18 protein-coding genes are annotated in these 20,684 nt (G+C 68.2%); 8 read left to right on the forward strand and 10 right to left on the reverse strand.

What is annotated here, in order from left to right:
* Positions 1–198: 198 nt before the first annotated feature.
* Positions 199–2,790, forward strand: coding sequence for a bifunctional aconitate hydratase 2/2-methylisocitrate dehydratase (locus tag AC1DP9_RS14645; RefSeq protein WP_092295576.1), 2,592 nt, complete (start codon positions 199–201; stop codon positions 2,788–2,790).
* Positions 2,791–2,906: 116 nt separating this feature from the next.
* Here AC1DP9_RS14645 and AC1DP9_RS14650 read toward each other — a convergent pair whose 3' ends face one another.
* A complete protein-coding gene (locus AC1DP9_RS14650; protein WP_092295573.1) occupies positions 2,907–3,578 on the reverse strand; it encodes a GntR family transcriptional regulator in 672 nt (223 codons plus the stop codon).
* Between the two features lie 143 nt (positions 3,579–3,721).
* Complete coding sequence (locus tag AC1DP9_RS14655; protein ID WP_477107754.1) at positions 3,722–4,738, reverse strand: Bug family tripartite tricarboxylate transporter substrate binding protein; 1,017 nt, start codon at positions 4,736–4,738, stop codon at positions 3,722–3,724.
* Between the two features lie 206 nt (positions 4,739–4,944).
* Here AC1DP9_RS14655 and AC1DP9_RS14660 point away from each other — a divergent pair, with 206 nt between their 5' ends.
* The 3 genes from AC1DP9_RS14660 to AC1DP9_RS14670 are packed head-to-tail and all read left to right on the forward strand — an operon-like array spanning position 4,945 to position 7,140.
* Positions 4,945–5,931 carry an NAD(P)-dependent oxidoreductase gene (locus AC1DP9_RS14660; RefSeq protein ID WP_477107755.1) on the forward strand — a complete coding sequence of 329 codons (987 nt, stop codon included), beginning with the start codon at positions 4,945–4,947 and terminating at the stop codon, positions 5,929–5,931.
* Positions 5,932–5,938: 7 nt separating this feature from the next.
* Positions 5,939–6,307 carry a RidA family protein gene (locus tag AC1DP9_RS14665; protein WP_477107756.1) on the forward strand — a complete coding sequence of 123 codons (369 nt, stop codon included), beginning with the start codon at positions 5,939–5,941 and terminating at the stop codon, positions 6,305–6,307.
* 50 nt (positions 6,308–6,357) lie between these two features.
* Positions 6,358–7,140 carry a class II aldolase/adducin family protein gene (locus AC1DP9_RS14670; RefSeq protein WP_477107757.1) on the forward strand — a complete coding sequence of 261 codons (783 nt, stop codon included), beginning with the start codon at positions 6,358–6,360 and terminating at the stop codon, positions 7,138–7,140.
* A gap of 12 nt (positions 7,141–7,152) precedes the next feature.
* Here AC1DP9_RS14670 and AC1DP9_RS14675 read toward each other — a convergent pair whose 3' ends face one another.
* From AC1DP9_RS14675 to pcaB, 3 genes are read right to left on the reverse strand one after another with little or no spacing between them, the layout of a single operon-like run.
* Positions 7,153–8,547, reverse strand: a complete 1,395-nt coding sequence (locus AC1DP9_RS14675) for a class II fumarate hydratase (protein WP_477107758.1) — start codon at positions 8,545–8,547, stop codon at positions 7,153–7,155.
* Between the two features lie 5 nt (positions 8,548–8,552).
* Complete coding sequence (locus AC1DP9_RS14680) at positions 8,553–9,539, reverse strand: tripartite tricarboxylate transporter substrate binding protein BugD (RefSeq protein WP_454757582.1); 987 nt, start codon at positions 9,537–9,539, stop codon at positions 8,553–8,555.
* A gap of 60 nt (positions 9,540–9,599) precedes the next feature.
* The gene (pcaB, locus tag AC1DP9_RS14685) at positions 9,600–10,973 is read right to left on the reverse strand and encodes a 3-carboxy-cis,cis-muconate cycloisomerase (RefSeq protein WP_477107759.1); all 1,374 of its coding nucleotides are present in this window, start codon (positions 10,971–10,973) and stop codon (positions 9,600–9,602) included.
* 164 nt (positions 10,974–11,137) lie between these two features.
* Here pcaB and AC1DP9_RS14690 point away from each other — a divergent pair, with 164 nt between their 5' ends.
* Both AC1DP9_RS14690 and AC1DP9_RS14695 read left to right on the forward strand, forming a co-directional pair.
* Positions 11,138–11,872 carry a GntR family transcriptional regulator gene (locus AC1DP9_RS14690; RefSeq protein ID WP_477107760.1) on the forward strand — a complete coding sequence of 245 codons (735 nt, stop codon included), beginning with the start codon at positions 11,138–11,140 and terminating at the stop codon, positions 11,870–11,872.
* A gap of 61 nt (positions 11,873–11,933) precedes the next feature.
* Positions 11,934–12,311 (forward strand): potassium channel family protein, encoded by a 378-nt coding sequence (locus AC1DP9_RS14695; protein WP_441592590.1) that lies wholly within the window; start codon positions 11,934–11,936, stop codon positions 12,309–12,311.
* 12 nt (positions 12,312–12,323) lie between these two features.
* On the opposite strand, the gene AC1DP9_RS14700 is transcribed toward AC1DP9_RS14695, so the two are convergent.
* From AC1DP9_RS14700 to AC1DP9_RS14715, 4 genes are all read right to left on the reverse strand, one after another.
* Complete coding sequence (locus AC1DP9_RS14700) at positions 12,324–13,712, reverse strand: ATP-binding protein (protein ID WP_477107761.1); 1,389 nt, start codon at positions 13,710–13,712, stop codon at positions 12,324–12,326.
* Between the two features lie 2 nt (positions 13,713–13,714).
* The gene (locus AC1DP9_RS14705) at positions 13,715–16,639 is read right to left on the reverse strand and encodes an ATP-binding protein (RefSeq protein ID WP_477107762.1); all 2,925 of its coding nucleotides are present in this window, start codon (positions 16,637–16,639) and stop codon (positions 13,715–13,717) included.
* 189 nt (positions 16,640–16,828) lie between these two features.
* Entirely contained in the window at positions 16,829–17,149 is a 321-nt protein-coding gene (locus AC1DP9_RS14710; protein WP_092295539.1) for a hypothetical protein, read from the reverse strand.
* Between the two features lie 229 nt (positions 17,150–17,378).
* Complete coding sequence (locus tag AC1DP9_RS14715; RefSeq protein ID WP_477107763.1) at positions 17,379–17,834, reverse strand: polyhydroxyalkanoate granule-associated phasin; 456 nt, start codon at positions 17,832–17,834, stop codon at positions 17,379–17,381.
* Positions 17,835–18,036: 202 nt separating this feature from the next.
* On the opposite strand from AC1DP9_RS14715, the gene AC1DP9_RS14720 reads away from it, so the two are divergent.
* Both AC1DP9_RS14720 and AC1DP9_RS14725 read left to right on the forward strand, forming a co-directional pair.
* On the forward strand, positions 18,037–18,963 hold the full coding sequence (locus tag AC1DP9_RS14720) for a LysR family transcriptional regulator (protein ID WP_092296191.1): 927 nt from the start codon (positions 18,037–18,039) through the stop codon (positions 18,961–18,963).
* Between the two features lie 90 nt (positions 18,964–19,053).
* Positions 19,054–20,049, forward strand: coding sequence for a Bug family tripartite tricarboxylate transporter substrate binding protein (locus tag AC1DP9_RS14725; RefSeq protein WP_092295533.1), 996 nt, complete (start codon positions 19,054–19,056; stop codon positions 20,047–20,049).
* A 13-nt stretch (positions 20,050–20,062) separates the two neighbouring features.
* Here AC1DP9_RS14725 and AC1DP9_RS14730 read toward each other — a convergent pair whose 3' ends face one another.
* A complete protein-coding gene (locus AC1DP9_RS14730) occupies positions 20,063–20,680 on the reverse strand; it encodes a LysE family translocator (RefSeq protein ID WP_092295530.1) in 618 nt (205 codons plus the stop codon).
* Positions 20,681–20,684 lie beyond the last annotated feature (4 nt).

A 20,684-nucleotide genomic window follows, 5' to 3' on the forward strand; every position in this document is an offset into this window, starting at 1 on the left:
ATGTCAGTTCCGCGAGTCTTATGTGCCGCCAACCGTTGTGGAGCCGCGGGTGTTGCGATTTAAGTCTTATATAAGATATAAGACATTTGATCTGGGCCGGACTTCGGATTACAATCACGCGGCAACCAGCGGTGTGCTGTGCCGCTGGACCCACAGAGACAAAGCTGTACGTTACAACCCTATTACCAGCAGGTTCCCATGCTTGATATCTATCGCGCCCATGTTGCCGAACGCGCCGCGCTTGGCATTCCCCCTCTGCCGCTGACCGCCAAGCAGACCGCCGAGCTGATCGAACTGATCAAGAACCCGCCGGCGGGCGAGGAACAGACCCTGCTGGACCTGATCACCTACCGTGTGCCGGCCGGCGTGGACGATGCCGCCAAGGTCAAGGCTTCCTACCTGGCCGCCGTGGCCCTGGGTTCGGAGAAGACCGCGCTGATTTCGCGCGCCCGCGCCACCGAACTGCTGGGCACCATGCTCGGCGGCTACAACATCTCCCCGCTGATCGAGCTGCTCGACGACGCCGAAGTCGGCGCCGTGGCCGGCAACGCGCTGAAGACCACGCTGCTGATGTTCGACGCCTTCCACGATGTGAAGGAAAAGGCCGACAAGGGCAACGCCAACGCCAAGTCCGTGCTGCAAAGCTGGGCCGACGCCGAGTGGTTCACGAACCGTCCGGAAGTGCCGGCGTCGATGACCATCACCGTGTTCAAGGTGCCGGGCGAGACCAACACCGACGACCTGTCGCCGGCCCCCGACGCCACCACGCGCCCGGACATCCCGATGCACGCGCTGGCCATGCTGAAGAACAAGCGTGAAGGCACCGCGTTCGAGCCCGAGGAAGACGGCAAGCGCGGCCCGGTGAAGTTCATCGAGTCGCTGAAGGAGAAGGGCAACCTCGTGGCCTACGTGGGCGACGTGGTCGGCACGGGCTCCAGCCGCAAGTCGGCCACCAACTCGGTGCTGTGGTTCACCGGCGAAGACATCCCCTACGTGCCGAACAAGCGCTTCGGCGGCGTGTGCCTGGGCAGCAAGATCGCCCCGATCTTCTACAACACGATGGAAGACGCCGGCGCGCTGCCGATCGAACTCGACGTGTCGCAGATGGACACCGGCGACGTGGTCGAACTGCGCCCGTACGAAGGCAAGGCGCTCAAGAACGGCGCCGTGATCGCCGAATTCAAGGTCAAGTCGGACGTGCTGTTCGATGAAGTGCGCGCCGGCGGCCGGATTCCGCTGATCGTCGGCCGTGGCCTGACCGCCAAGGCCCGCGAGGCACTGGGCCTGGCCCCGTCCACGCTGTTCCGCCTGCCGCAGAACCCGGCCGACACCGGCAAGGGTTACACGCTGGCCCAGAAGATGGTTGGCCGCGCCTGCGGCCTGACCGACGGCACGGGCATCCGCCCGGGCACGTACTGCGAACCGAAGATGACCTCGGTGGGCTCGCAGGACACCACCGGCCCGATGACGCGCGACGAGCTGAAGGACCTGGCCTGCCTGGGCTTCTCGGCCGATCTGGTGATGCAGTCGTTCTGCCACACCGCCGCCTATCCGAAGCCCGTGGACGTGAAGACGCACCACACGCTGCCCCAGTTCATCAGCACGCGCGGCGGTATCTCGCTGCGCCCGGGCGACGGTGTGATCCACTCGTGGCTCAACCGCATGCTGCTGCCGGATACCGTGGGTACCGGCGGTGACTCGCACACCCGTTTCCCGATCGGCATCAGCTTCCCGGCCGGCTCCGGTCTGGTGGCGTTTGCCGCTGCCACCGGCGTGATGCCGCTGGACATGCCGGAATCGGTGCTGGTCCGCTTCAAGGGCAAGATGCAGCCCGGCGTCACGCTGCGCGACCTGGTCAACGCGATTCCGCTGTACGCGATCAAGTCGGGCCTGCTGACCGTGGCCAAGCAAGGCAAGAAGAACATCTTCTCGGGCCGTATCCTGGAAATCGAAGGTCTGCCCGAACTGAAGGTGGAACAGGCTTTCGAGCTGTCCGACGCCTCCGCCGAGCGTTCGGCCGCCGGTTGCACGGTGCGCCTGAACAAGGAACCGATCATCGAGTACATCAACAGCAACATCACGCTGCTGAAGTGGATGATCGCCGAGGGCTACCAGGACCCGCGCAGCCTGCAGCGCCGTATCAAGGCCATGGAAGCATGGCTGGCCGATCCGAAGCTGCTGGAGCCGGACGCTGACGCCGAGTACGCCGCCGTGATCGAGATCGATCTGGCCGACGTGCATGAGCCGATCGTCGCCTGCCCGAACGACCCGGACGACGTGAAGACGCTGGGCGACGTGGCCGGCGCCAAGATCGACGAAGTGTTCATCGGCTCGTGCATGACGAACATCGGTCACTTCCGCGCAGCCTCGAAGCTGCTGGAAGGCAAGCGCGACATCCCCGTGAAGCTGTGGGTGGCCCCGCCGACCAAGATGGACCAGAAGCAGCTGACCGAGGAAGGCCACTACGGCGTGTTCGGCACGGCCGGTGCACGCACCGAAATGCCGGGCTGCTCGCTGTGCATGGGTAACCAGGCACAGGTGCGCGAAGGCGCCACGGTGATGTCCACCAGCACGCGTAACTTCCCGAACCGTCTGGGCAAGAACACCAACGTGTACCTGGGCTCGGCCGAACTGGCCGCCATCTGCTCGCGCCTTGGCCGTATCCCGAACAAGGAAGAGTACATGGCCGACATGGGCGTGCTGACCGCCAACAGCGACAAGATCTACCAGTACATGAACTTCGACCAGATCGAAGACTTCAAGGAAGTGGCCGATACCGTGAACGTGTAAGCGTTTCCGGGCACAGCCGGCCCTGCCGTTCGCGGCAGGGCATCGAACCCCGCGTTGCCGATGGCATCGCGGGGTTTTTTCTTTGGGGGAAGGCGGGAGGTAGGGCGGGCCGGCCGTCAGCCCATGTAGATCTGCGCCAGCCCTTCCTTCAGGGCGGTCGCGATCTGGTCGTGGCGGCGGTCGATATGGCGGGTGAGGATGGGGATGCAGCGCTCGGGGTCGCGCGCCTTGAGGCCCAGCAGGATCTCGCGGTGGTCGTTCTGGCTGACGCGGCGGTCGCAGCGCTCCATGTCGATCCAGCGCACGAAGCGGATGCGCGCGTTGATGTTCTTCAGCACCCGCAGCATCTCCAGGTTGCCGGACATCGCCATCAGGCCTTCATGGAAGGTCTCGTCGAGCTTCACGAGTTCCTCCACCGTACGGTCGCCCGGCTCCGGGCCGGTGTTCTCCAGGAAGGACAGCAGGGCGTCGATGTCCTCTTCCTTGGCACGCACGATGGCCAGCCGCAGCGCCTCGGTTTCCACCACCTTGCGCAGCTCGTAGAGGGAAAACACTTCCTGGGCATCCAGATCGCGGCAGAAGAAGCCCTTGCCCGGCGAGAAGCGCAGCAGCCCTTCGGTCGTCAGGCGGGTCAGCGCCTCGCGCAGCGGGGTGCGGCTGACGCCCAGCGCACTGGCCAGCACGCCTTCGTTGAGCCGTTCGCCGGGTTTGAAGTCATAGCCCACGCTCATTTGCTTGAGCTTGTCATAGACCTGCTCGACGATGCTGTCACTTGCCACGGTTGCCACGGTATTGAGTCCTGTCTTCGGTCATCAGCCTTTCGCCGGTGCTGGCGAAAGGCTGGAATATACCTGAATTCGATTCTGTGCACGGCGGTGTATACACCTCGCGGCAACCAGCACCCCGCCGTGCGAATCGGTCTAAATCAGCGTTAATCGATATGGGCGCCGGAATCCTTGACGATTTTGGCCCAGGTTTTCATATCGGCAAGCTGCGTGCGCTTGAACGCGGCCGGGCCGCCATCGGCGATGGGCTGGATCGCCTGGCTCACCAGCCATTGGCGGAAGCTCTCCGTGCCGATGGCCTTGAGCACGGCCTGCGACATCCGGGTCTGGATGTCCGCCGGCAACTCGGCCGGGCCGAACAGGCCGTACCAGGTGGTGCTTTCGAAGCCGGGCAGGCTGCACGCCTCGGCGACGGTCGGCACATTCGGCAGCACACTCACGCGCTGCGACGAAGTGACCGCTAACGCACGCACCTTGCCAGACTGGATGGCGCCCAGGCTCGGCGAACTCTGGTTGAAGAAGAAATCGACCTCGCCCGAGAGCAGCGCGGTCATGGCCGGCCCCTGGCCCTTGTACGGGATGTGCACGTAGCTGGTCTTCGAGGCCGTGGCGAACTGCGTGCCGGCCAGATGGCCGGAGGCGCCGTTGCCGGTCGAGGCGTAGTTCAGCGTGCCCGGCGCCTTCTTCGCGGCGGCGATCAGATCCTGGCAGGTCTTGATCTCCGGATGCTTCTCGGGATTCACGAGCAGAATATTCGGCAGCGTGCCCAATAATGCAATGCGCGAGAAATCATTCACCACGTCAAATGACAGTTTCGAATATAGCGCGGGATTAATCGCATGCGTGCCGGCCGTGCCGAGCAGGAAAGTATAACCATCCGGCTTGGCCTGCGCGACGAGACTCGACGCGATATTCCCGCCCGCACCGGGGCGATTATCGGAGATAAACGAGACGCCGAATTCCTTGTTCAGCTCCACGCCAAGCCGGCGCGCGTAGATGTCGGTGGCGGCGCCCCCGGGGAAGCCGCTGACGATGGCAATCGTGTTGTTGGGCCACGACTTGGTGTCCTGGGACGAGGCGGGGCTGGCCAGCCCCATCAACGTGACAGCAAGCAGGGAGGCGGGAAGCAAGGCAAATCGCGGGGCAAGTCGGCGCATCGTCATGGGAACGCTCCAAGGGCAGGGTGGTGGGGGCAACGTGCGGGCCGGGTGGCTCCCGGCCCTGCACTCCGTCCTGTATACAGACTTTAATTATTGATCTGTATTCTGTAAAGCGTTATGCTGCGCTTCACCGTTGCGGCCTCATCGAGCCCCGTTTTGGTTCATCGGCACCGTAATGGTTCACCCCTATTTATTGCCGAGTAAAAACAATGACTTCTTCTCTTTCCGCCACGCCTGCCCGCCCCGCTGCCCATAATCCCGCGTCCGATGCTGGTGCATGGCGCGCCGTCTTCGTCGATGCCAATCCCACACTGTCGGAAGTGGCTTCCCGCCTGCACCGGGCCGATGACCTGCCGCTGACGATCAACCGCCAGCCCGAGATCAAGCCCGAGCAACTGCCCGCGACGCTGGCCGGCGCGCCGATCGCGATCATCGACCACACTCATCTGCCGACCGAGATCGCCCGCCAGTGCACCGGCCTCAAGCACGTGGTGTTTCTGGGCACCGGCCCGCGCAGCTATATGAACCCGGAGGAGTTGGCCGAGATCGGCATCACGGTGCACACCATCAAGGGCTACGGGGATACCGCCGTGGCCGAGTGCGCCTTCGCGCTGATGTGGGCGGCCGCGCGCAACTTCGCGCGCATGGACCGCGAGATGCGCGCCGGCAACTGGCTGCGCTCGGACGCCGTGCAGCTGACGGGCAAGACACTCGGGCTGGTCGGGTTTGGCGGCATCGCCCAGGAACTGGCGCGGCTGGCGCGGGGCATCGGCATGCGCGTGCTGGCCTGGAACCGCACGCCGAAGACGCACGAGGGCGTGGAATTCGTCGATCTGGACACGCTGCTGGCGCAGAGCGACGTGGTGTCGCTGCACCTGCTGCTGACCGACGAGACGCGCGGCCTGATCACGGCGGAACGCATCCAGTCGATGCGCGACGGCGCGATCCTGGTCAACACGGCGCGTGGCGCGCTGGTGGATGAAGACGCCATGATTGCGGCGCTGCGCAGCGGCAAGCTGGCCCACGCCGGGCTGGACGTGTTCACGGTGGAGCCGATGCCCGCCGGCCACGTGCTGACCACGCTGCCCAACGTCACGCTGTCCGCCCATTCGGCCTTCCGCACGCCGGAGGCCAATAACAACCTGATCGGCGCCGCGCTGGAGCACTGCCGCCGCATCGTCAAGACCCACGCCTGAGCCCGCCATGTCGACATCTTCCGCATCGCCCATCGTCCGTCTGGACCAGAACCACCGCCGCAGCCGGGCCGTTATCGCCAACGGCATGGTCTTCCTGGCCGGCCAGGTGGCCGACAACAAGTCCGGCGATATCGCCAGCCAGGCCCGCGAGGCGCTGGCCAAGGTAGACGCCCTGCTGGCCGAGGCCGGCACCGACCGCCGCCGCGCGCTGACCGCCCAGATCTGGCTGGCCGACATGGCCGATTTCGACGGCTTCAACGCGGTCTGGGACGCCTGGGTGGCCCCCGGCGAAACGCCCACGCGCTGCTGCGGCAAGGTCGAGCTGGCCGACCCGGCCTACCGCGTCGAGATCGTCATCACCGCCTTGCTCGCCTGATTTCCGCCGATTTCCGTCGACTTCCGCCGATTTCCCCAGAGGACGCCACCATGATTTCCACCACGGACCCGCACCGCAACCGCAAGCCGCGCAACATCAGCGAGGAAGAATGGGCGGTGCGCGTGCAACTGGCCGCCGCCTACCGGCTGGCCGCGAAGTACCAGCTCACCGACCTGATCTACACCCACATCTCCGTGCGCGTGCCGGGCACGCAGGACCAGTTCCTGATCAATCCGCACGGCTGGTTTTTCGACGAGATTACGGCGTCGTGCCTCGTGAAGATCGATACCGAAGGCCGGCCGATCGGCGATAACCGCTTCGAGGTCAACGCCGCCGGCTTCACGATCCACAGCGCCCTGCACCAGAGCCGCCACGACGTGGAGTGCGTGGTCCATCTGCACACGGACGCCGGCATGGCCGTCGCCGCGCTGGAGTGCGGCCTGCTGCCGCTGAACCAGATCAGCATGCAGTTTTACAACCGCGTGAACTACCACGACTACGAAGGTATTTCGCTGGATCTGGACGAGCGCTCGCGCATCGTGAAATCGATGCGGGACGCCAACTACCTGATCCTGCGCAACCACGGCCTGCTGACCACCGGCCGCTCGGTGGCGGAGGCGTTCACGCGCATGTTCTACCTGAATCGCGCCTGCGAGATCCAGGTGCAGACGCTGTCGATGGGCCAGAAGGTCACCCTGCCGTCGCCCGAGGTCTGCGAGCACGCCGCCAAGCAGCACGACGACTACGCCTACCTCGACACGGTGCACCTGGACCGCGAGTGGACGGCGCTGCTGCGCCTGCTGGATCGCGATGGCGGGGACTATCGCTGCTGAGGCACCCCGGGGCTACGCCACGCCGCGCGCCATGCGTTCGAGATCGACCAGCCGGTCGTATTCCTCGCCACGCAGGATACCCAGTGCGATGGCGGCCTCGCGCGGCGCCATGCCGTACGCCATGGCGTGGCGCACGATGCGTGCCGCCTGGTCGTAGCCGATCACCGGGTTCAGCGCGGTGGCCGCCAGCAGCGGGCTGTCGAGCTGGCGCGCCAGCCGCGCGCGGTCCGGCGCCAGCCCGGGAATGACCCGCTCGGCCACGGTGTTCGCACTGTCGGCCAGCAGGCGGATGGACTGGAGGACGTTGTAGATCAGCACCGGCTTGGCCACGTTCAGCTCGAAGCTGCCCGAGGCGCCGGCCATGGTCACCGTCACATGGTTGCCGGCTACCTGCATGCCGGCCTGCACCATGACTTCGGCGATGGTCGGATTGCGCTTGCCCGGCATGATCGACGAGGTGAGCCCGTCCTCGGGCATCACCAGCTCGCCGAGGCCGCAGTTCGGCCCGGAACTCATCCAGCGCAGGTCGTTGGCGATCTTGATGCACGACGCCGCAATCACGTTCAGCACGCCGGACAACTCCAGCAGGGCGTCGTGCGCGGCCATGCCTTCCACCTTGCAGGGATTGGGCTGGAACGGCAGGCCGGTCAGGCGGCTTACCTCCGCACAGAACGCCTCCGCGAAGCCGGGCGGGGCGTTGAGCCCGGTGCCCGCCGCCGTGCCGCCCTGCGGCAGCATCAGCAGGCGCGGCAGGGTCCCCTCGATACGCGCGATGCCGTGCCCGATCTGCGCGGCGAACCCCTCGAAGGCGCGGCCCAGCGTGGTCGGCACGGCATCCATCAGGTGGGTGCGGGCCAGCTTCAGGATGTCCGCGAAGTCCGTCGCGCGCGCCTGAAGGCTGTCGCGCAGCGCGGCCATCGCCGGCAGCAGCCGGTCTTCGAGTTCCAGCACCGCGCTCAGGTGCATCACCGTGGGAAAGCTGTCGTTCGATGACTGCGAGCGGTTGACGTGATCGTTCGGATGGATCGGCTGCTTCGTCCCCAGCGGCTGGCCCAGCTGCTCGTTGGCCCGGTTGGCGATCACCTCGTTCGCATTCATATTGGTCTGCGTGCCGGAGCCGGTCTGCCAGACCGTGAGCGGGAAATGCGCATCGAACGCGCCGCTGCGCACTTCGGCCGCCGCGGCGACGATGGCCGCCGCCATCTCCGCCTCCAGCGCCCCGCACTGCTGGTTGGCAACGGCCGCCGCCATCTTGTGCAGGCCGAAGGCGTGGATCAGGCAGTCCGGAAAGCGCTCGCTGCCGATGCCGAAGACGGCCAGCGCGCGCTGGGTCTGGGCGCCCCAGTAGCGGTCCGCCGGGATATCGACGGGGCCGAAGGCGTCATGCTCCACCCGGGACGTTGTCATGGCGCTCAGTCCAGCGAAATATTGGCCTTGGCGGCGAGCACCTTCCAGCGCGCCACTTCCGCCTCGGTGTGCTTGCCCAGCGCGCTGGCCGTGTACTTGTCAGCCGGCAGCATCTGGATGGCCTGCGCCGACAGGCGGTCAGTGAACGCCTTGTCGTGCATCACCTTCAGGTAGGCGGCCTGCATCTTGTCGATGACCGGCTGCGGCGTGCCCTTCGGCGCGTAGATGCCGTACCACGTCGCGGCCTCGAAGCCGGGTATCACGGTTTCGGCCAGCGTCGGCACGTCCTTGAGCTGGCCCACCCGCGATGCCGAGGTCACCGCCAGCGCACGTACTTTCGATTCCGTGATCTGCGGCAGCGCCGTGTTGGTCTGGTCGAACATGCCATCGACCTGCCCGCCAATCACATCGATCAGCGCCGGGCCGGCGCCCTTGTAGGGCACCAGCGATACCTTGATCCCCGCCGCCGAGGCAAACATCGCCGCAATCAGGTGCGAGGTGGAGCCCATGCCGGCATTGCTGATGAACAGCTTGCCCGGATGCTGCTTGCCATATTCGACGAACGCCTTCACGTCCTTGGCCGGATGGTCCTTGCGCACCATCAGCACCATCGGCGTGTCCGGGAAGCGGAACACCGGCGCGAAGTCCTTGACCGGGTCGTACGGCAGCTTCTTGTAGAGCGCCGGCGCGGCGCCCATGTAGCCCATATGCCCCACCAGCATGGTGTAGCCGTCCGCCGGCGCGCGGGCCGCCTTGGCCGCACCGACCGTGCCGCCGGCACCGGGCGAGTTGTCGATGATGATCGACTGGCCGACTTCGCGCCCCACGCGCTCGGCGATGTTGCGGGCCAGCGCGTCGGTGGGGCCGCCGGCCGCGAACGGCACGATCCACGTGATCGGCTTGGTGGGCCAGTTCTGGGCCTGGGCGGATACGGCGGTGAGCAGGGCGGCGGCGGCGAGCGCGCCGCGCACGAAGGTGGGGAAGCGGTGCATGGTTGTCTCCTGAATCAGTCTTATCGTGTGGAAAGCAGTGCGTGGCGCCGGCCGGAGGGCTCAGGCCACTTCGCCGGACAGCGCGATGGCCCGGTCGACCATCTGCGGCGCCAGGCCGAGGTAATTGGCGGGGTCCACCATGTGTGCGATGGCGGCGCGGTCGAAGTGCTCGGTCACGGCCGGCAGCGCCAGCAGGGCCTCGGCCAGCGTGCCGCCCTGCTCGTTGACGGTGCGGCAGGCGTCGTAGACCACGTCGTGCGCCTGCTGGCGGCCGATGTGGGGCGCCATGCGCATCATCACGGCCTCGGCGACGATCAGCCCCTTGGTGATGCCGAGGTTGTGGGCCATGCGCGGCACGTCGACGATCAGCCCGCCCAGCGCGAACTTCGCCTGGTGCAGCGCGCCGGCCGTCAGGATGAAACTCTCGGGAATGGCGATCCACTCGGCGTGCCACGGGCCGGTGGCGCGTTCGAAGTCCTGCACCATCGCATCGACCATCAGCCCGGCGTGCTGGCGCACTGCCTTCGAGGCGGCGAGCATCAGTTCGCTCGAAATCGGGTTGCGCTTCTGCGGCATGGTGCTGCTGGCGCCGCGCCCCTTGACGAAGGGCTCGTAGACCTCGGCGAACTCGGTGGACGCCATGATCATGATGTCGAGCGCAATCTTGCCCAGCGAGCCGGTGACCAGCGCCAGCAGGTTCACCGCCTCGGCAAAGCCGTCGCGCGCCACGTGCCAGGTGGTGGCAGGCACACCCAGGCCCAGTTCCTCGGCCAGTGCCTGCTGCACCGCGAAGCCCTTGTCGCCCAGCGACGCCAGCGTGCCGGCGGCCCCGGCGAACTCCACCACGGCCACGCGCGGACGCAGCTCGGCCAGGCGCTGCTGGTGGCGGTCGAACATCGCCAGCCAGATCGCCACCTTGTAGCCGAAGGTCACCGGCAGGGCCTGCTGCAAGTGGGTGCGGCCGGCCATCGGGGTGTCGCGGTGCCGGGCGGCCAGGTCGGCCAGGATGCCGCGCAGGGTGCGGATATCGGCGTCGATGCTGTCCAGCGCGTCGCGCACCTGGAGGGCCACGGCGGTGTCCATGATGTCCTGCGTGGTGGCGCCCCAGTGGACGTACCGGCCGGCATCGCCGCACATTTCCACGAGCTGGTGCACCAGCGGGAGGATCGGATAGCCGACAATGTCGGTTTCCTCGCGCATGTGGTCGAAGTCGATGCGATCGAGGCGCGAGGCGCTGGCGATGGTCTCGGCGGCATCGGCCGGAATCACGCCGACGCGGGCTTCGGCCCGGGCGAGGGCGATCTCGACGTCGATGTAGCGCTGGACCAGCGCGCCATCGGAGAAGATCTCGCGCATGGCCGCCGTGCCGAAGGCGTCGCGGAACAGCGCGGAGTCGACAACGGTACTGGCGGCGGGAATCGAAATGTTGGGCATGGTGCGACCTTGTGGCATGCTGATGGGATCTCAGATATGTTCGAACATATTGACTATTAAATATGTTCGAACATATTTGCGAAATAGACGTAAACCCGGGGCGTCAACCCCATGTGCCGTCAGCCATGCCGCACCGCGCCAATCAAGTGATGTAACGGGCCTTTATGAGTAAAACAAACGCAGCGGAGATCACCCGCCAACTGCTGGATGGCATCACCACGGGCCAATTCCCCGTGGGCACGCTGCTGCCGACCGAATTCGCGCTGTGCGAGCAGTTCCAGGCCAGCCGCTACACCATCCGGGCGGTGCTGCAGTCCCTGCAGGACATGGGGCTGGTGTCGCGCCGCAAGAACGTGGGCACCCGCGTGGAGGCCGCGCGGCCCCGGGCCGTGTTCAAACCGACGCTGGCCTCGGTGGAAGACCTCATGCAGTTCGGCGAGGCGCACCGGCGCGTGGTGCAGTCGGTGGAGACCGTGGCGGCGCCGCCAGAAGTGGCGGCCGACCTGGGCGGCGCGCCGGACACCCGCTGGCTGCGCATCTCCAGCGTGCGGCTGGACGACGGCGCCAGCGCCGCGCCCATGGCCTGGACCGATATCTATATAGATAGCGCCTACGCGGACATCGGCCCGATCGTGCGCGACACGCCCGACGTGCTGGTCAGCGCCCTGATCGAGTCGCGCCATGGGCGGCCGATTGCCGAGATCGAGCAGGACGTGCGCGCCACCACGCTGGCGGACCCGCGCATCGGCCGCGCGCTGGGGCTGGAGCCGGGGGCGGCGGTGCTGAAGATCGTGCGCCGCTATATCGACGAGGCCGGCGACACCTTCGAGGTGTCCGTGACCATCCATCCGGCGGAAACCTTTTCGGTCACGACACGACTGAAGCGCACGGCGGGCTGATCCGGGACCTAACATGGACTAGCGCGGCCTTCGCCGCACCTTGCCAGGGAGTCCACCGCTTATGGCCACCATCCGCAACGAATCCGGGCAGCTACCCATCCGCCCCCGCCACGCCATTGCCGAATTCACCGCCGTGCTGTGGCAATTGCGCTCGATCCTGATTTTCCTCAGCGTGCTGTTCGTCCTGCTGTCGCTGGCGATGTACTACGTCGGCGGCCCGGTCGACGCGGGCAGCCGGTCGCCGGCGTCGCTCGGCGGCACCTTGTATTTCTGTGCGATTACGTCGCTGACGATCGGCTTCGGCGACGTCGTCCCGACCACCCCCCTGGGCCGCTTCCTCGCCGTGGCCCTCGGCGCGCTAGGCGTATTGGCGATGGGCGTCATGACAGCCGCCGCCGTGCAGGCGATCCAGGCTGCGGCGAGGCGAACGTTGGGGTGAGGGGCGGGCTGGTTATCGAGGCGAAGTAACGGCCCGCAGCCGCTCGCGCGCGTAGGCGCGGACCATGGCGGATAGGCGGAAGCGCGGGCCGTCATCGGTGGCTTCCGGCGATACGAGCGACTGCGCCACCAGCGCTTCCAGCAGGTCCGCTGCTGCCGCGTTGTCGATGCCATCCGCGCCGATGGCTGCCTCGGCGGATGCCAGCGTGAACGGGCCGTCGAGCGTCGACAGCCGTTGCAGCGCGGTCTGCGCTGGGGCGGACAGCCGGGTGTAACTCCAATCCAGCGACGCGCGCAGCGAGCGCTGGCGTTCCTGCGGGCTGCGGCGGCGGGCTTCGAGCAGGTTGAATCGATCGTCGGCCTGGTCGAGCAGGCCGAGCACGCCGAACGCGTCGACGCAGCCGGCGGCCAGTTCGATGGCCAGCGGCAGGCCGTCGAGTCGCCGGCAGAGCGCGGCTACGACCGGGGCGTCGCGGTCGGTCAGCGTGTAGCCGGCGCCGCTGGCCTGCGCGCGGGAGGCGAATAGCTGCACCGCGCCGAAGGTCAGCGCCCGGGGCGCGTCGATCTCGATCTCTCCCTCAGGAGGCAGGTCCAGCGGCGGCAGCCGCAGGCGGTGTTCGGCGGCGGCGCCGAGCGGGTGGCGGCTCGTGGCCAGTACCGCCACGCCGGGCGCCTGCGCCAGTTGCGCGAGCAGGGCGGCCACGGCTTCCGGTGCGTAGTCGCAGCCGTCCAGCACCACCAGCAGCCGATGGCCGGCCATGGCGTGGCCGAGCGCGTCCATCCGCGCCGCGCCGAACGCGGCGGCGAGACCCTGTACGGGGTCGGGCAGCGTGCCGAGGTCCAGGTAGCAGATCCCATCGGCATAGTCCCCCGCCAGCCGCTCGGTGGCGGCCAGCGCCACGGTGGTCTTGCCGATGCCGCCGATGCCGACCAGGGTGACAACTCGCCCCGGCTGGACCGCCGCCTGCACGCGGGCCACCTCGGCATCGCGCCCGATGATGGCGGTGAGGCGGCGCGGCAGCACGCGCGCGGCCGGTATGACCTGCGCCGCTGGCGTGGCCCCCTCGTCCACGAGCTGCACCACGCCGTCGAAGCGGTAGCCCTGACCCGGCATCGTGACGATGCCCGGCCCCTCCGGGCCCAGCACGCGCCGCAAATGGGCGATCTGCACGCGCAGGCTGCTGTCCTCCACGACCATGCGCGGCCACGCCACCGCGGTCAGCGCATCGCGGGAAACGACCTGCCCGGCGTGCTCGACCAGCGCGGCGAGGAGGTCGAAGGCGCGGCTGCCCAGCGTCACCGGCACGCCGTCCGCCAGCAGCTCGCGCCGTGCCGGCCGTAGCAGGAAGGCGCCAAAGCGGTACGCGCGCCCGGCCGCGCTGTCAGGGTCGGTCTTCGCCATGATCATGCGCGTGCCTGCGTGGTCGCCGCGTCGGCTTCGGGTGCGATGGCCGGCATCGCGGCGCAATCCGCCAGCGCAGCCTGCGCGGTCCGGAAGTCGCGCGTGGCGCGTCCTTCGGGCATGCGTGCGCAGATCGACGCGAGCAACTCAGCCGCGCGCGTGCTGTCGTCAGCATCGCCCAGTTCATGGCGCACCCGGGCGAGGCTGGTGGCGGCGCGCAGCGCCCAGGCGCGTGCGCCCTGGGCGTGGGCCACGTCCAACGCGTCCTCGAACGCCGATGCGGCGGCCAGCCGGCCCGCGTGCGTGTGCCGATGCGGGTGCGCCTCGGCGGCCACGCGGCGCACTTCGGCCATGCACCAGCCGGACTTGCCCGCCGTCGCACGCGTGATCGCCAGCGGCGTCACGAAGCGGGCGCCGAAGGTGGCGTAGAGATCGGCCTGCTTGCCGCCGGTGTGCGTGATCCGGGCTTGCAGGCGATGGTGCGCGTCGGTGTCGACGGCACCCGGCGCATCGTCGCGCAGCGCGAGCGCGCCGTCGAGCATCTCCACCCAGCCGTGCCATGCCACCAGCGCGTGGCGCAACGAGTGCTCGCGCAGCCGGTTGGCGTAGTCGGCCAGTGCGGTCTCGTCGCCGCGCCACAGCGCGATCGGGCAGGCCGCGAAAGCCAGCGCCTGCGCCAGTGCCAGCGGCATGTCGGTCAGCGCGTCTTCCACGCACTGGGCGACCAGCGACGCGGCGCTGTCCGCGTAGCCCTCGATCCACAGCGTGCGCGCCTCGACGATGCGCATGCAGACGCGGCGGTCCACCAGCGCGGTGAGGTTGTCCACGGGCCGCACCAGCGGGCTCGGATGGGTGCGCACATGCCGCGCCAGATGCCGCGCCGTGGCGTGGTCGCCCAGATAGTGGTGGGCCAGCGCCAGCGTGTGTTCGGCCCACAGCCGGGCCATCGCATCGCCGTCCTGATCGGCCAGTGCGCACATGGTCTCGGCGTGGCGCCGCCCGGCGGCGTAGTCGCCAGACGCCAGCGCGATCATGCCGATGCCGGCCAGCGCCTGCTGTTGCGGGCCCGATTGCGCCCCCGATTGCGGCCCCGATTGCGCCAGCGCGGTGGCGTCGCGCAGCGCGCGCTGGTAGGCGTCTTCGGCGCCGGCGGCCACGCCGCGCGTGTGATAGATCAGCGTGCCCAGCGCCACGCGCAGCCGCGTGGTCAGCGTGGGGTCGAGCGGGGCGGCGCCCTCGTCGGCCAGCGCCAGCGCGCGCGCCGCGTAGCCGCAAAATTCGTCGAGACGGGAGAGGAAGTAGCCCAGCGGCAGCGCGGCGATGATCAGCGTGGCGCCCAGGGCGGCGTCGCCGTCCGGGGAGAGCGCCCAGCCGATGGCGGCCCGCACGTCGTCGATGGCGTTGCCGTAGCGCGCGGCCCATTCGGCCTGCGTCAGCGTCGGCTCGTCGGTCCAGGTCGCGCGCAGCGCATCGCGCCAGTGCAGCGCGTGGCGGGCCTGCAGCTCATGGAGCGCGCCGTCCCGGGCCAGCCGTTCCAGCGCATAGGCGCGCGTGGTGGCGAGCAGCCGGTAGCGCACCACGCCTTCACTGGCATCCACGCTGACCAGCGACTTGGCGACCATCGACGCGATGCCGGTGTCCACATCGCCCCGGCTGACCTCGGCGTCCACCAGTACCGCGCGCGCCCAGGCCAGCGTGAATTCGCCGGTGAACACGGCCAGCCGCGTCAGCACGACGCGCTCGGTGGCGGGCAGCACGTCGTAGCTCCAGTCCAGCAGCGCGCGCAGGGTGCGGTGGCGCGGCTGCACGATGTCGCTGTTGTACGCCGACATCTGGAAGCGGTCGTCCAGCAGCCGGCGCAGATGGGCGACGCCGAAGGTCTCCACGTGCGCGGCGGCCAGTTCGATGGCCAGCGGCATGCCGTCGAGGCTGGCGCAGAGCATGACCACGCCGGGCGCGTCGGCGTCCGGCAGCTGGAAGGTGTCGGCGCTGTGGATGGCGCGCTCGACGAATAGCTGCACGGCCGGGTAGCGCATCGCCTCGTCGGCGCTGATTTCGTTGCGCGGGGAGGGCAGGGCGAGCGGCGGCACGCGTTGGACCCATTCGCCCTCGCATTGCAGCGGCTCGCGGCTGGTGACGAGCAGGTGGACGTCCGGCGCCCCCTGCAGTAGCGCCAGCACCAGCAGGGCCACGGCGTCGATCACATGCTCGCAACTGTCCAGCACGATCAGCATGCGCCGGTGCCGCAGCGCATCCACCAGCGCCGCGCGCGCGGTGGGGCCGGCCGTCATGCCGAGCGTGGCGGCCAGCGCGGCGTCCACCAGTCCCGGGTCGGCCACGCGGCCGAGATCCACGAAGCGCACGCCGTCCGCATAGTCCGGCAGCAGCCGTTCGGCCATGGCCAGCGCGATGGTGGTCTTGCCCATGCCGCCCGCACCGCACAGCGTGAGCAGGCGCCGCTGCGGCAGGCTCTGGGCGAGCGCGGCGATCAGGGTTTCCCGGCCGATGACGCGGGTCACGCGGGCGGGGAGGTGGGCGTCATGGGCGGGGGCTGCCGGGAGTGCGCCGGGCGCACCTTCGGCGGTGGCGCGTGCCACCGGCGCGACGAAGCAGTAGCCGCGTCCGGCCACGCTGGCGATGTAGCGCGTGCCGCCCTGGCCATCGCCGAGCACCTTGCGCAGCGCACCCATGTGCACGCGCAGCGTGGCTTCCTCGGCATCGCCGTCGGGCCAGGCATAGGCGATCAGCGCGGCCTTGCCCACTACCTCGCCGGCACGTTCGACCAGCGCGGCGAGGATGCTGCGCGCACGCGCACCCAACCGCACGGGGCGGCCGGACTCCAGCAAAAGGCGCTGCGCGATATGCAGCGTAAACGGACCAAAGGCGACCGGTGGGTCGGCTTTGACGGCAGGGGCGCGGCTAGTCAAGATGGATTCCTCGCCGGCGGGGGCGAGCCGGACGAAGCGCTATTCTGAATGGCCTGCCCGCGATGAGCAAATCCACCGCACGATGGAGGATAAAAAAATAGCCCGGCACGTCCTTGCGGGCGTGCCGGGCTTGCCGGGTATCAGGCGCCGGATGTCACGGGCGGCTGGCTTGCCGCCTGACGGTTGGCCTTACTTCTTGGCGCCGTCCGTGTACGGATCGGGCTTGCCGGTCTTGGCGCCGTCCAGGTACGGGTCGGGCTTGCCGCTCTTGGCGCCCGAGGTGTACGGGTCCGGCTTGCTCGGCGCCAGGTCGGTCTTGGTCGACGACTTCGCGCCATCCGTGTACGGATCGAACTTGCCGGACTTGGCACCGTCGGTGTACGGATCGGGCTTGCCGACCTTGGCACCTTGCGTGTACGGGTCCACGGGCTTTTGTTGGGCGTGGGCCAGCGGCATCGCGACGATGGCAGCGGCGGCGACGAACATGCTGGAGATAAGGGTCTTGCTCATAAGGGCCTCGCGGGATGGGGCGCGATTCAGATACCTGCCTCGACTGCGCCCTCAACAGCTTTATAAGCCATCGGGCAGGTGGCGCTTTGTGTCTCGATCAGCATACTGACTAAACAGTAGACGCATCAATCGTGCCGATCGATTTGTGATGCAAACGTCGCGTCAGGGCCGTGCGTTGCAGAAAATACCGTGTAAAGCCCGGGGAACCTGTCGGCTTCAGTGACGGTTTTCAGACACTTTTGCCCTTGCGCGGGGTCTCGCGCACGGCCACGGCCGGTACGTCGACGATGTCCCCTTCGGATGTCGCCACGGCGGCGATGTCGGGCATCACCGGCATCGCGGGCAGCAGCGTCGGCATACCGAACATGCCGAACATGCGGCCCCAGTTGTCGAGCCAGGCGCGCTGCATGGCCGCGCCTTGCTCCAGCATGGCGGTGGCGTAGTGCATCGGGATCGAGAAGAAGGGCATCTGGTTGGTCCACTGCCGCGCGTACAGTTCCTCGGGGTCTTGCGGCATGAAGCAGGAGGCCCAGTCGAACTGGGCTTCATCCATCCAGGATTTCGCGAAATCGGAGTTCAGGCCCATCATCTTGCGCCAGTTCTCGATCATCTTGTCGTCCAGCGCGTAGGCGCCCTGGAACGAAAAAGCGGGGAAAGGCCACAGCGTCGGTGGAAGGCTGTTCATGGTGGAAAGCTCCGGTGGATACCTTGGGTGGAAGGTGGGTCCTGCGCAGGGGTTGCCTACATGCTTATCCAGTATGGACGCTCGGTCAACCAGCGTATGGATGACTTCTGTGAAGTTTGGTGATCCTGGCCCGCTTTGTCCGCCCAGGCGGCCCGGCACAGGCACAATACCGGCTCCGCGTGACAGATCTGGGATGAAGACGATGGAATTGCGCCAATTGCGCTACTTCGTGCATGTGGTGGAGTTGGGCAGCATGGGCCAGGCGGCCCAGCGGCTGGGCGTGGTCACGTCCGCGCTGAGCCAGCAGATCAGCCGGCTCGAAAGCGAACTGTCCACGCGGCTGCTCCAGCGCACCTCCACCGGCGTGGTGCCGACCGACGCCGGGCTCGCCTTCTGGCGCCAGGCCCAACTGGCGCTGCGCCATGCCGATGACGCCGCTCGCGCCGCGCGCACCGCGCGCCTCTCGGGCCATGTCAGCGTGGGCATGGCGCCGAGCACACTCTCCGTCATGGGCCCGCCGTTCATGCTGGCCATGCGCGAGCGCTACCCGGACATCCGCCTGCATCTGGTGGAGAGCCTCTCGGGCAACCTCGCCACGATGATCGGCGCGCGCCAGCTCGACCTCGCCGTGCTGTTCCAGCTCGAACCCGGCCAGCGCTGGAGCGTGGTGCCGCTGCTGGAGGAACGGCTGTTCGTGATCGCCCGGCCGGACCAGCCGGGCCTGCCGACCACCGATCCGGTGCATCTGGAGGCACTCGACGGCCTGCCGCTGATCCTGCCCAGCAACGCCCACGGGCTGCGCGCGGTGCTGAACGCGGCCTTCGCGCGTAGTGAGCGCTCTCTCAACGTGGTGGCGGAGATCGACGGACTGGCCGTGCTGATGGATGCGGTGCGTGCCGGCCTCGGGGCGACCATCCAGCCCGGCGCGGCCGTGGCGCGGCATCTGGGCGAGCCGCTGGTGCTGATCGAGATTGCCGATGCGGGCGTGCGCCGGCCCAACCTGCTGGTCAGCCTGTCCGACGACGAACTGTCCCCGGCCGGCCTGGCCGCCCGCAGCGTGCTGGACAGCGTGGCGCGCGGGCTGGTAACGGCGGGCCGCTGGCCCGGGGCGACCCTTCACAAATCCTGAAGACCTCCCGCCGGCGTGGGGCTGGTTGTGACGCGGACGTCTCAGTACAGTGGGGGGATTACATATCCAGAAAGTCCCCCGGAGACCCGCATGACCATCCGCATGCCGCGCCGTGCCGTGCTCAAGGCCTGCCTTGGCGCCGCCGCCACCCTTGCCGCCCTCCCTGCCATCCCCACCTTCGCCGCCGATAGCTGGCCGTCCAAGCCGATCACGCTGGTCGTGCCTTTCGCCTCGGGCGGCACCACCGACATCATCGGCCGGGCCGTGGGCCAGAAACTGGGCGAGGCGCTGGGCCAGCCGATGGTGGTGGACAACCGCCCTGGCGCGGGCGGCACGATTGGCGGGTCCATCGTGGCGCGCGCCAATCCGGACGGCTACACCTTCCTGCTGGCCACCGTCGCCCACACCATGGCGCCGGGCATCTACAAGACCCTGCCGTACGACTTCCAGAAAGACCTGGAGCCGATCGGCATGGTGGCGCTGACGCCGAACGTGCTGCTGGTCAATCCGTCGATTCCGGCCAAGACGGTGCAGGAGCTGATCGCCTATATCAAGGCGCATCCGGGCAAGGTGAACTACGGCTCGGCGGGCATCGGCAGCACCGAGCACCTCTCGGGCGAGTTGTTCCGCGCGGCGACCGGCACCGACATCGCCCACGTGCCGTACAAGGGCGGCGCGCCGATGATGACCGACCTGATCGCCGGCCAGATCCAGATGGCCATCGAGACCAGCCCCTCGGCCAATCCGCATGTGAAGAGCGGCAAGGTGAAGGCGCTGGCAGTGACCACGGCCAAGCGCTCGGCGGCCTATCCGGGCGTGCCGACCGTGGCGGAAAGCGGCGTGCCGGGCTACGAGGTGACCACGTGGTACGCGCTGATGGCGCCGCACGGCACGCCCGAGGCCGTGCGCCAGCGCATGAGCGCCGAGCTGGCCAAGGTGCTGAAGCAGCCGGACGTGCAGAAGCGCTTCGAGGAACAGGGCGTGACCGCCGGCGACATGACGCCGCCGCAGCTCGCCGGCTTCATCAAGACCGAGACCGTCAAGTGGACCAAGGTGGCCAAGGACTCGGGGGCCAAGGCGGAGTAAGCGCCCAACGCGCCTAGATCGACCGCCGGATCTCCGCCACGCCGAACGCGGCCAGCGCGAGGCCGGTGACGCGGTCGATCCACTGCCGCACGCGCTGGCCCAACGCGTGGCGGGCGCCGGTGACCATCGCCACCAGCACGCACCACCAGGCAATCGATCCGCAGAACACCCCCAGCACCGTGGTCAGGGCGATGGGGGTCGAGAACGGCCCGCGCGGCGCCAGTGTGGCGAACAGCGCGGCGAACATGATGATGGTCTGCGGGTTGGTCAGCGTCAGCAGCAGGGCGCTGGCGAAGGCCCGGCGGCGCGAGCCGTTGCCGCGCAGCGTGGCCACGGTCTCGGTCGGCGTGTGGAAGAACGTGCGCAGGCCCAGGTAGACCAAAAACAGCCCGGCCGCCAGGTGGAGCGGCTTGTCATAGGCCAGCATGAACTGCGAGATGCCGACCAGCCCCAGCGCCGCCACCATCCCGTAGACCGCATCGCCGCAGGCAATGCCAAGCCCGATCGCCAGCCCGGCACGCGGCCCCTCGGCCAGCGTGCGGCGAATGCAGAGCATGCCCATCGGGCCGACCGGGGCGGCCACCGCCAGGCCAACGCCGGCAGCGGTCAGGAACAGGGTGGACAGGGACATCGGG

The sequence above is a fragment of the Cupriavidus sp. 01L43 genome (assembly GCF_056399925.1).

Coding starts and splice junctions, on each gene's coding strand:
- AC1DP9_RS14680 (WP_454757582.1), bottom strand. CDS start 9,539: ATGCACCGCTTCCCCACCTTCGTGCGCGGCGCGCTCGCCGCCGCCGCC.
- pcaB (WP_477107759.1), bottom strand. CDS start 10,973: ATGCCCAACATTTCGATTCCCGCCGCCAGTACCGTTGTCGACTCCGCG.
- AC1DP9_RS14710 (WP_092295539.1), bottom strand. CDS start 17,149: ATGAGCAAGACCCTTATCTCCAGCATGTTCGTCGCCGCCGCTGCCATC.
- AC1DP9_RS14730 (WP_092295530.1), bottom strand. CDS start 20,680: ATGTCCCTGTCCACCCTGTTCCTGACCGCTGCCGGCGTTGGCCTGGCG.
- AC1DP9_RS14725 (WP_092295533.1), top strand. CDS start 19,054: ATGACCATCCGCATGCCGCGCCGTGCCGTGCTCAAGGCCTGCCTTGGC.
- AC1DP9_RS14670 (WP_477107757.1), top strand. CDS start 6,358: ATGATTTCCACCACGGACCCGCACCGCAACCGCAAGCCGCGCAACATC.
- AC1DP9_RS14695 (WP_441592590.1), top strand. CDS start 11,934: ATGGCCACCATCCGCAACGAATCCGGGCAGCTACCCATCCGCCCCCGC.
- AC1DP9_RS14645 (WP_092295576.1), top strand. CDS start 199: ATGCTTGATATCTATCGCGCCCATGTTGCCGAACGCGCCGCGCTTGGC.
- AC1DP9_RS14660 (WP_477107755.1), top strand. CDS start 4,945: ATGACTTCTTCTCTTTCCGCCACGCCTGCCCGCCCCGCTGCCCATAAT.
- AC1DP9_RS14655 (WP_477107754.1), bottom strand. CDS start 4,738: ATGACGATGCGCCGACTTGCCCCGCGATTTGCCTTGCTTCCCGCCTCC.
- AC1DP9_RS14700 (WP_477107761.1), bottom strand. CDS start 13,712: ATGGCGAAGACCGACCCTGACAGCGCGGCCGGGCGCGCGTACCGCTTT.
- AC1DP9_RS14665 (WP_477107756.1), top strand. CDS start 5,939: ATGTCGACATCTTCCGCATCGCCCATCGTCCGTCTGGACCAGAACCAC.
- AC1DP9_RS14690 (WP_477107760.1), top strand. CDS start 11,138: ATGAGTAAAACAAACGCAGCGGAGATCACCCGCCAACTGCTGGATGGC.
- AC1DP9_RS14720 (WP_092296191.1), top strand. CDS start 18,037: ATGGAATTGCGCCAATTGCGCTACTTCGTGCATGTGGTGGAGTTGGGC.
- AC1DP9_RS14715 (WP_477107763.1), bottom strand. CDS start 17,834: ATGAACAGCCTTCCACCGACGCTGTGGCCTTTCCCCGCTTTTTCGTTC.
- AC1DP9_RS14675 (WP_477107758.1), bottom strand. CDS start 8,547: ATGACAACGTCCCGGGTGGAGCATGACGCCTTCGGCCCCGTCGATATC.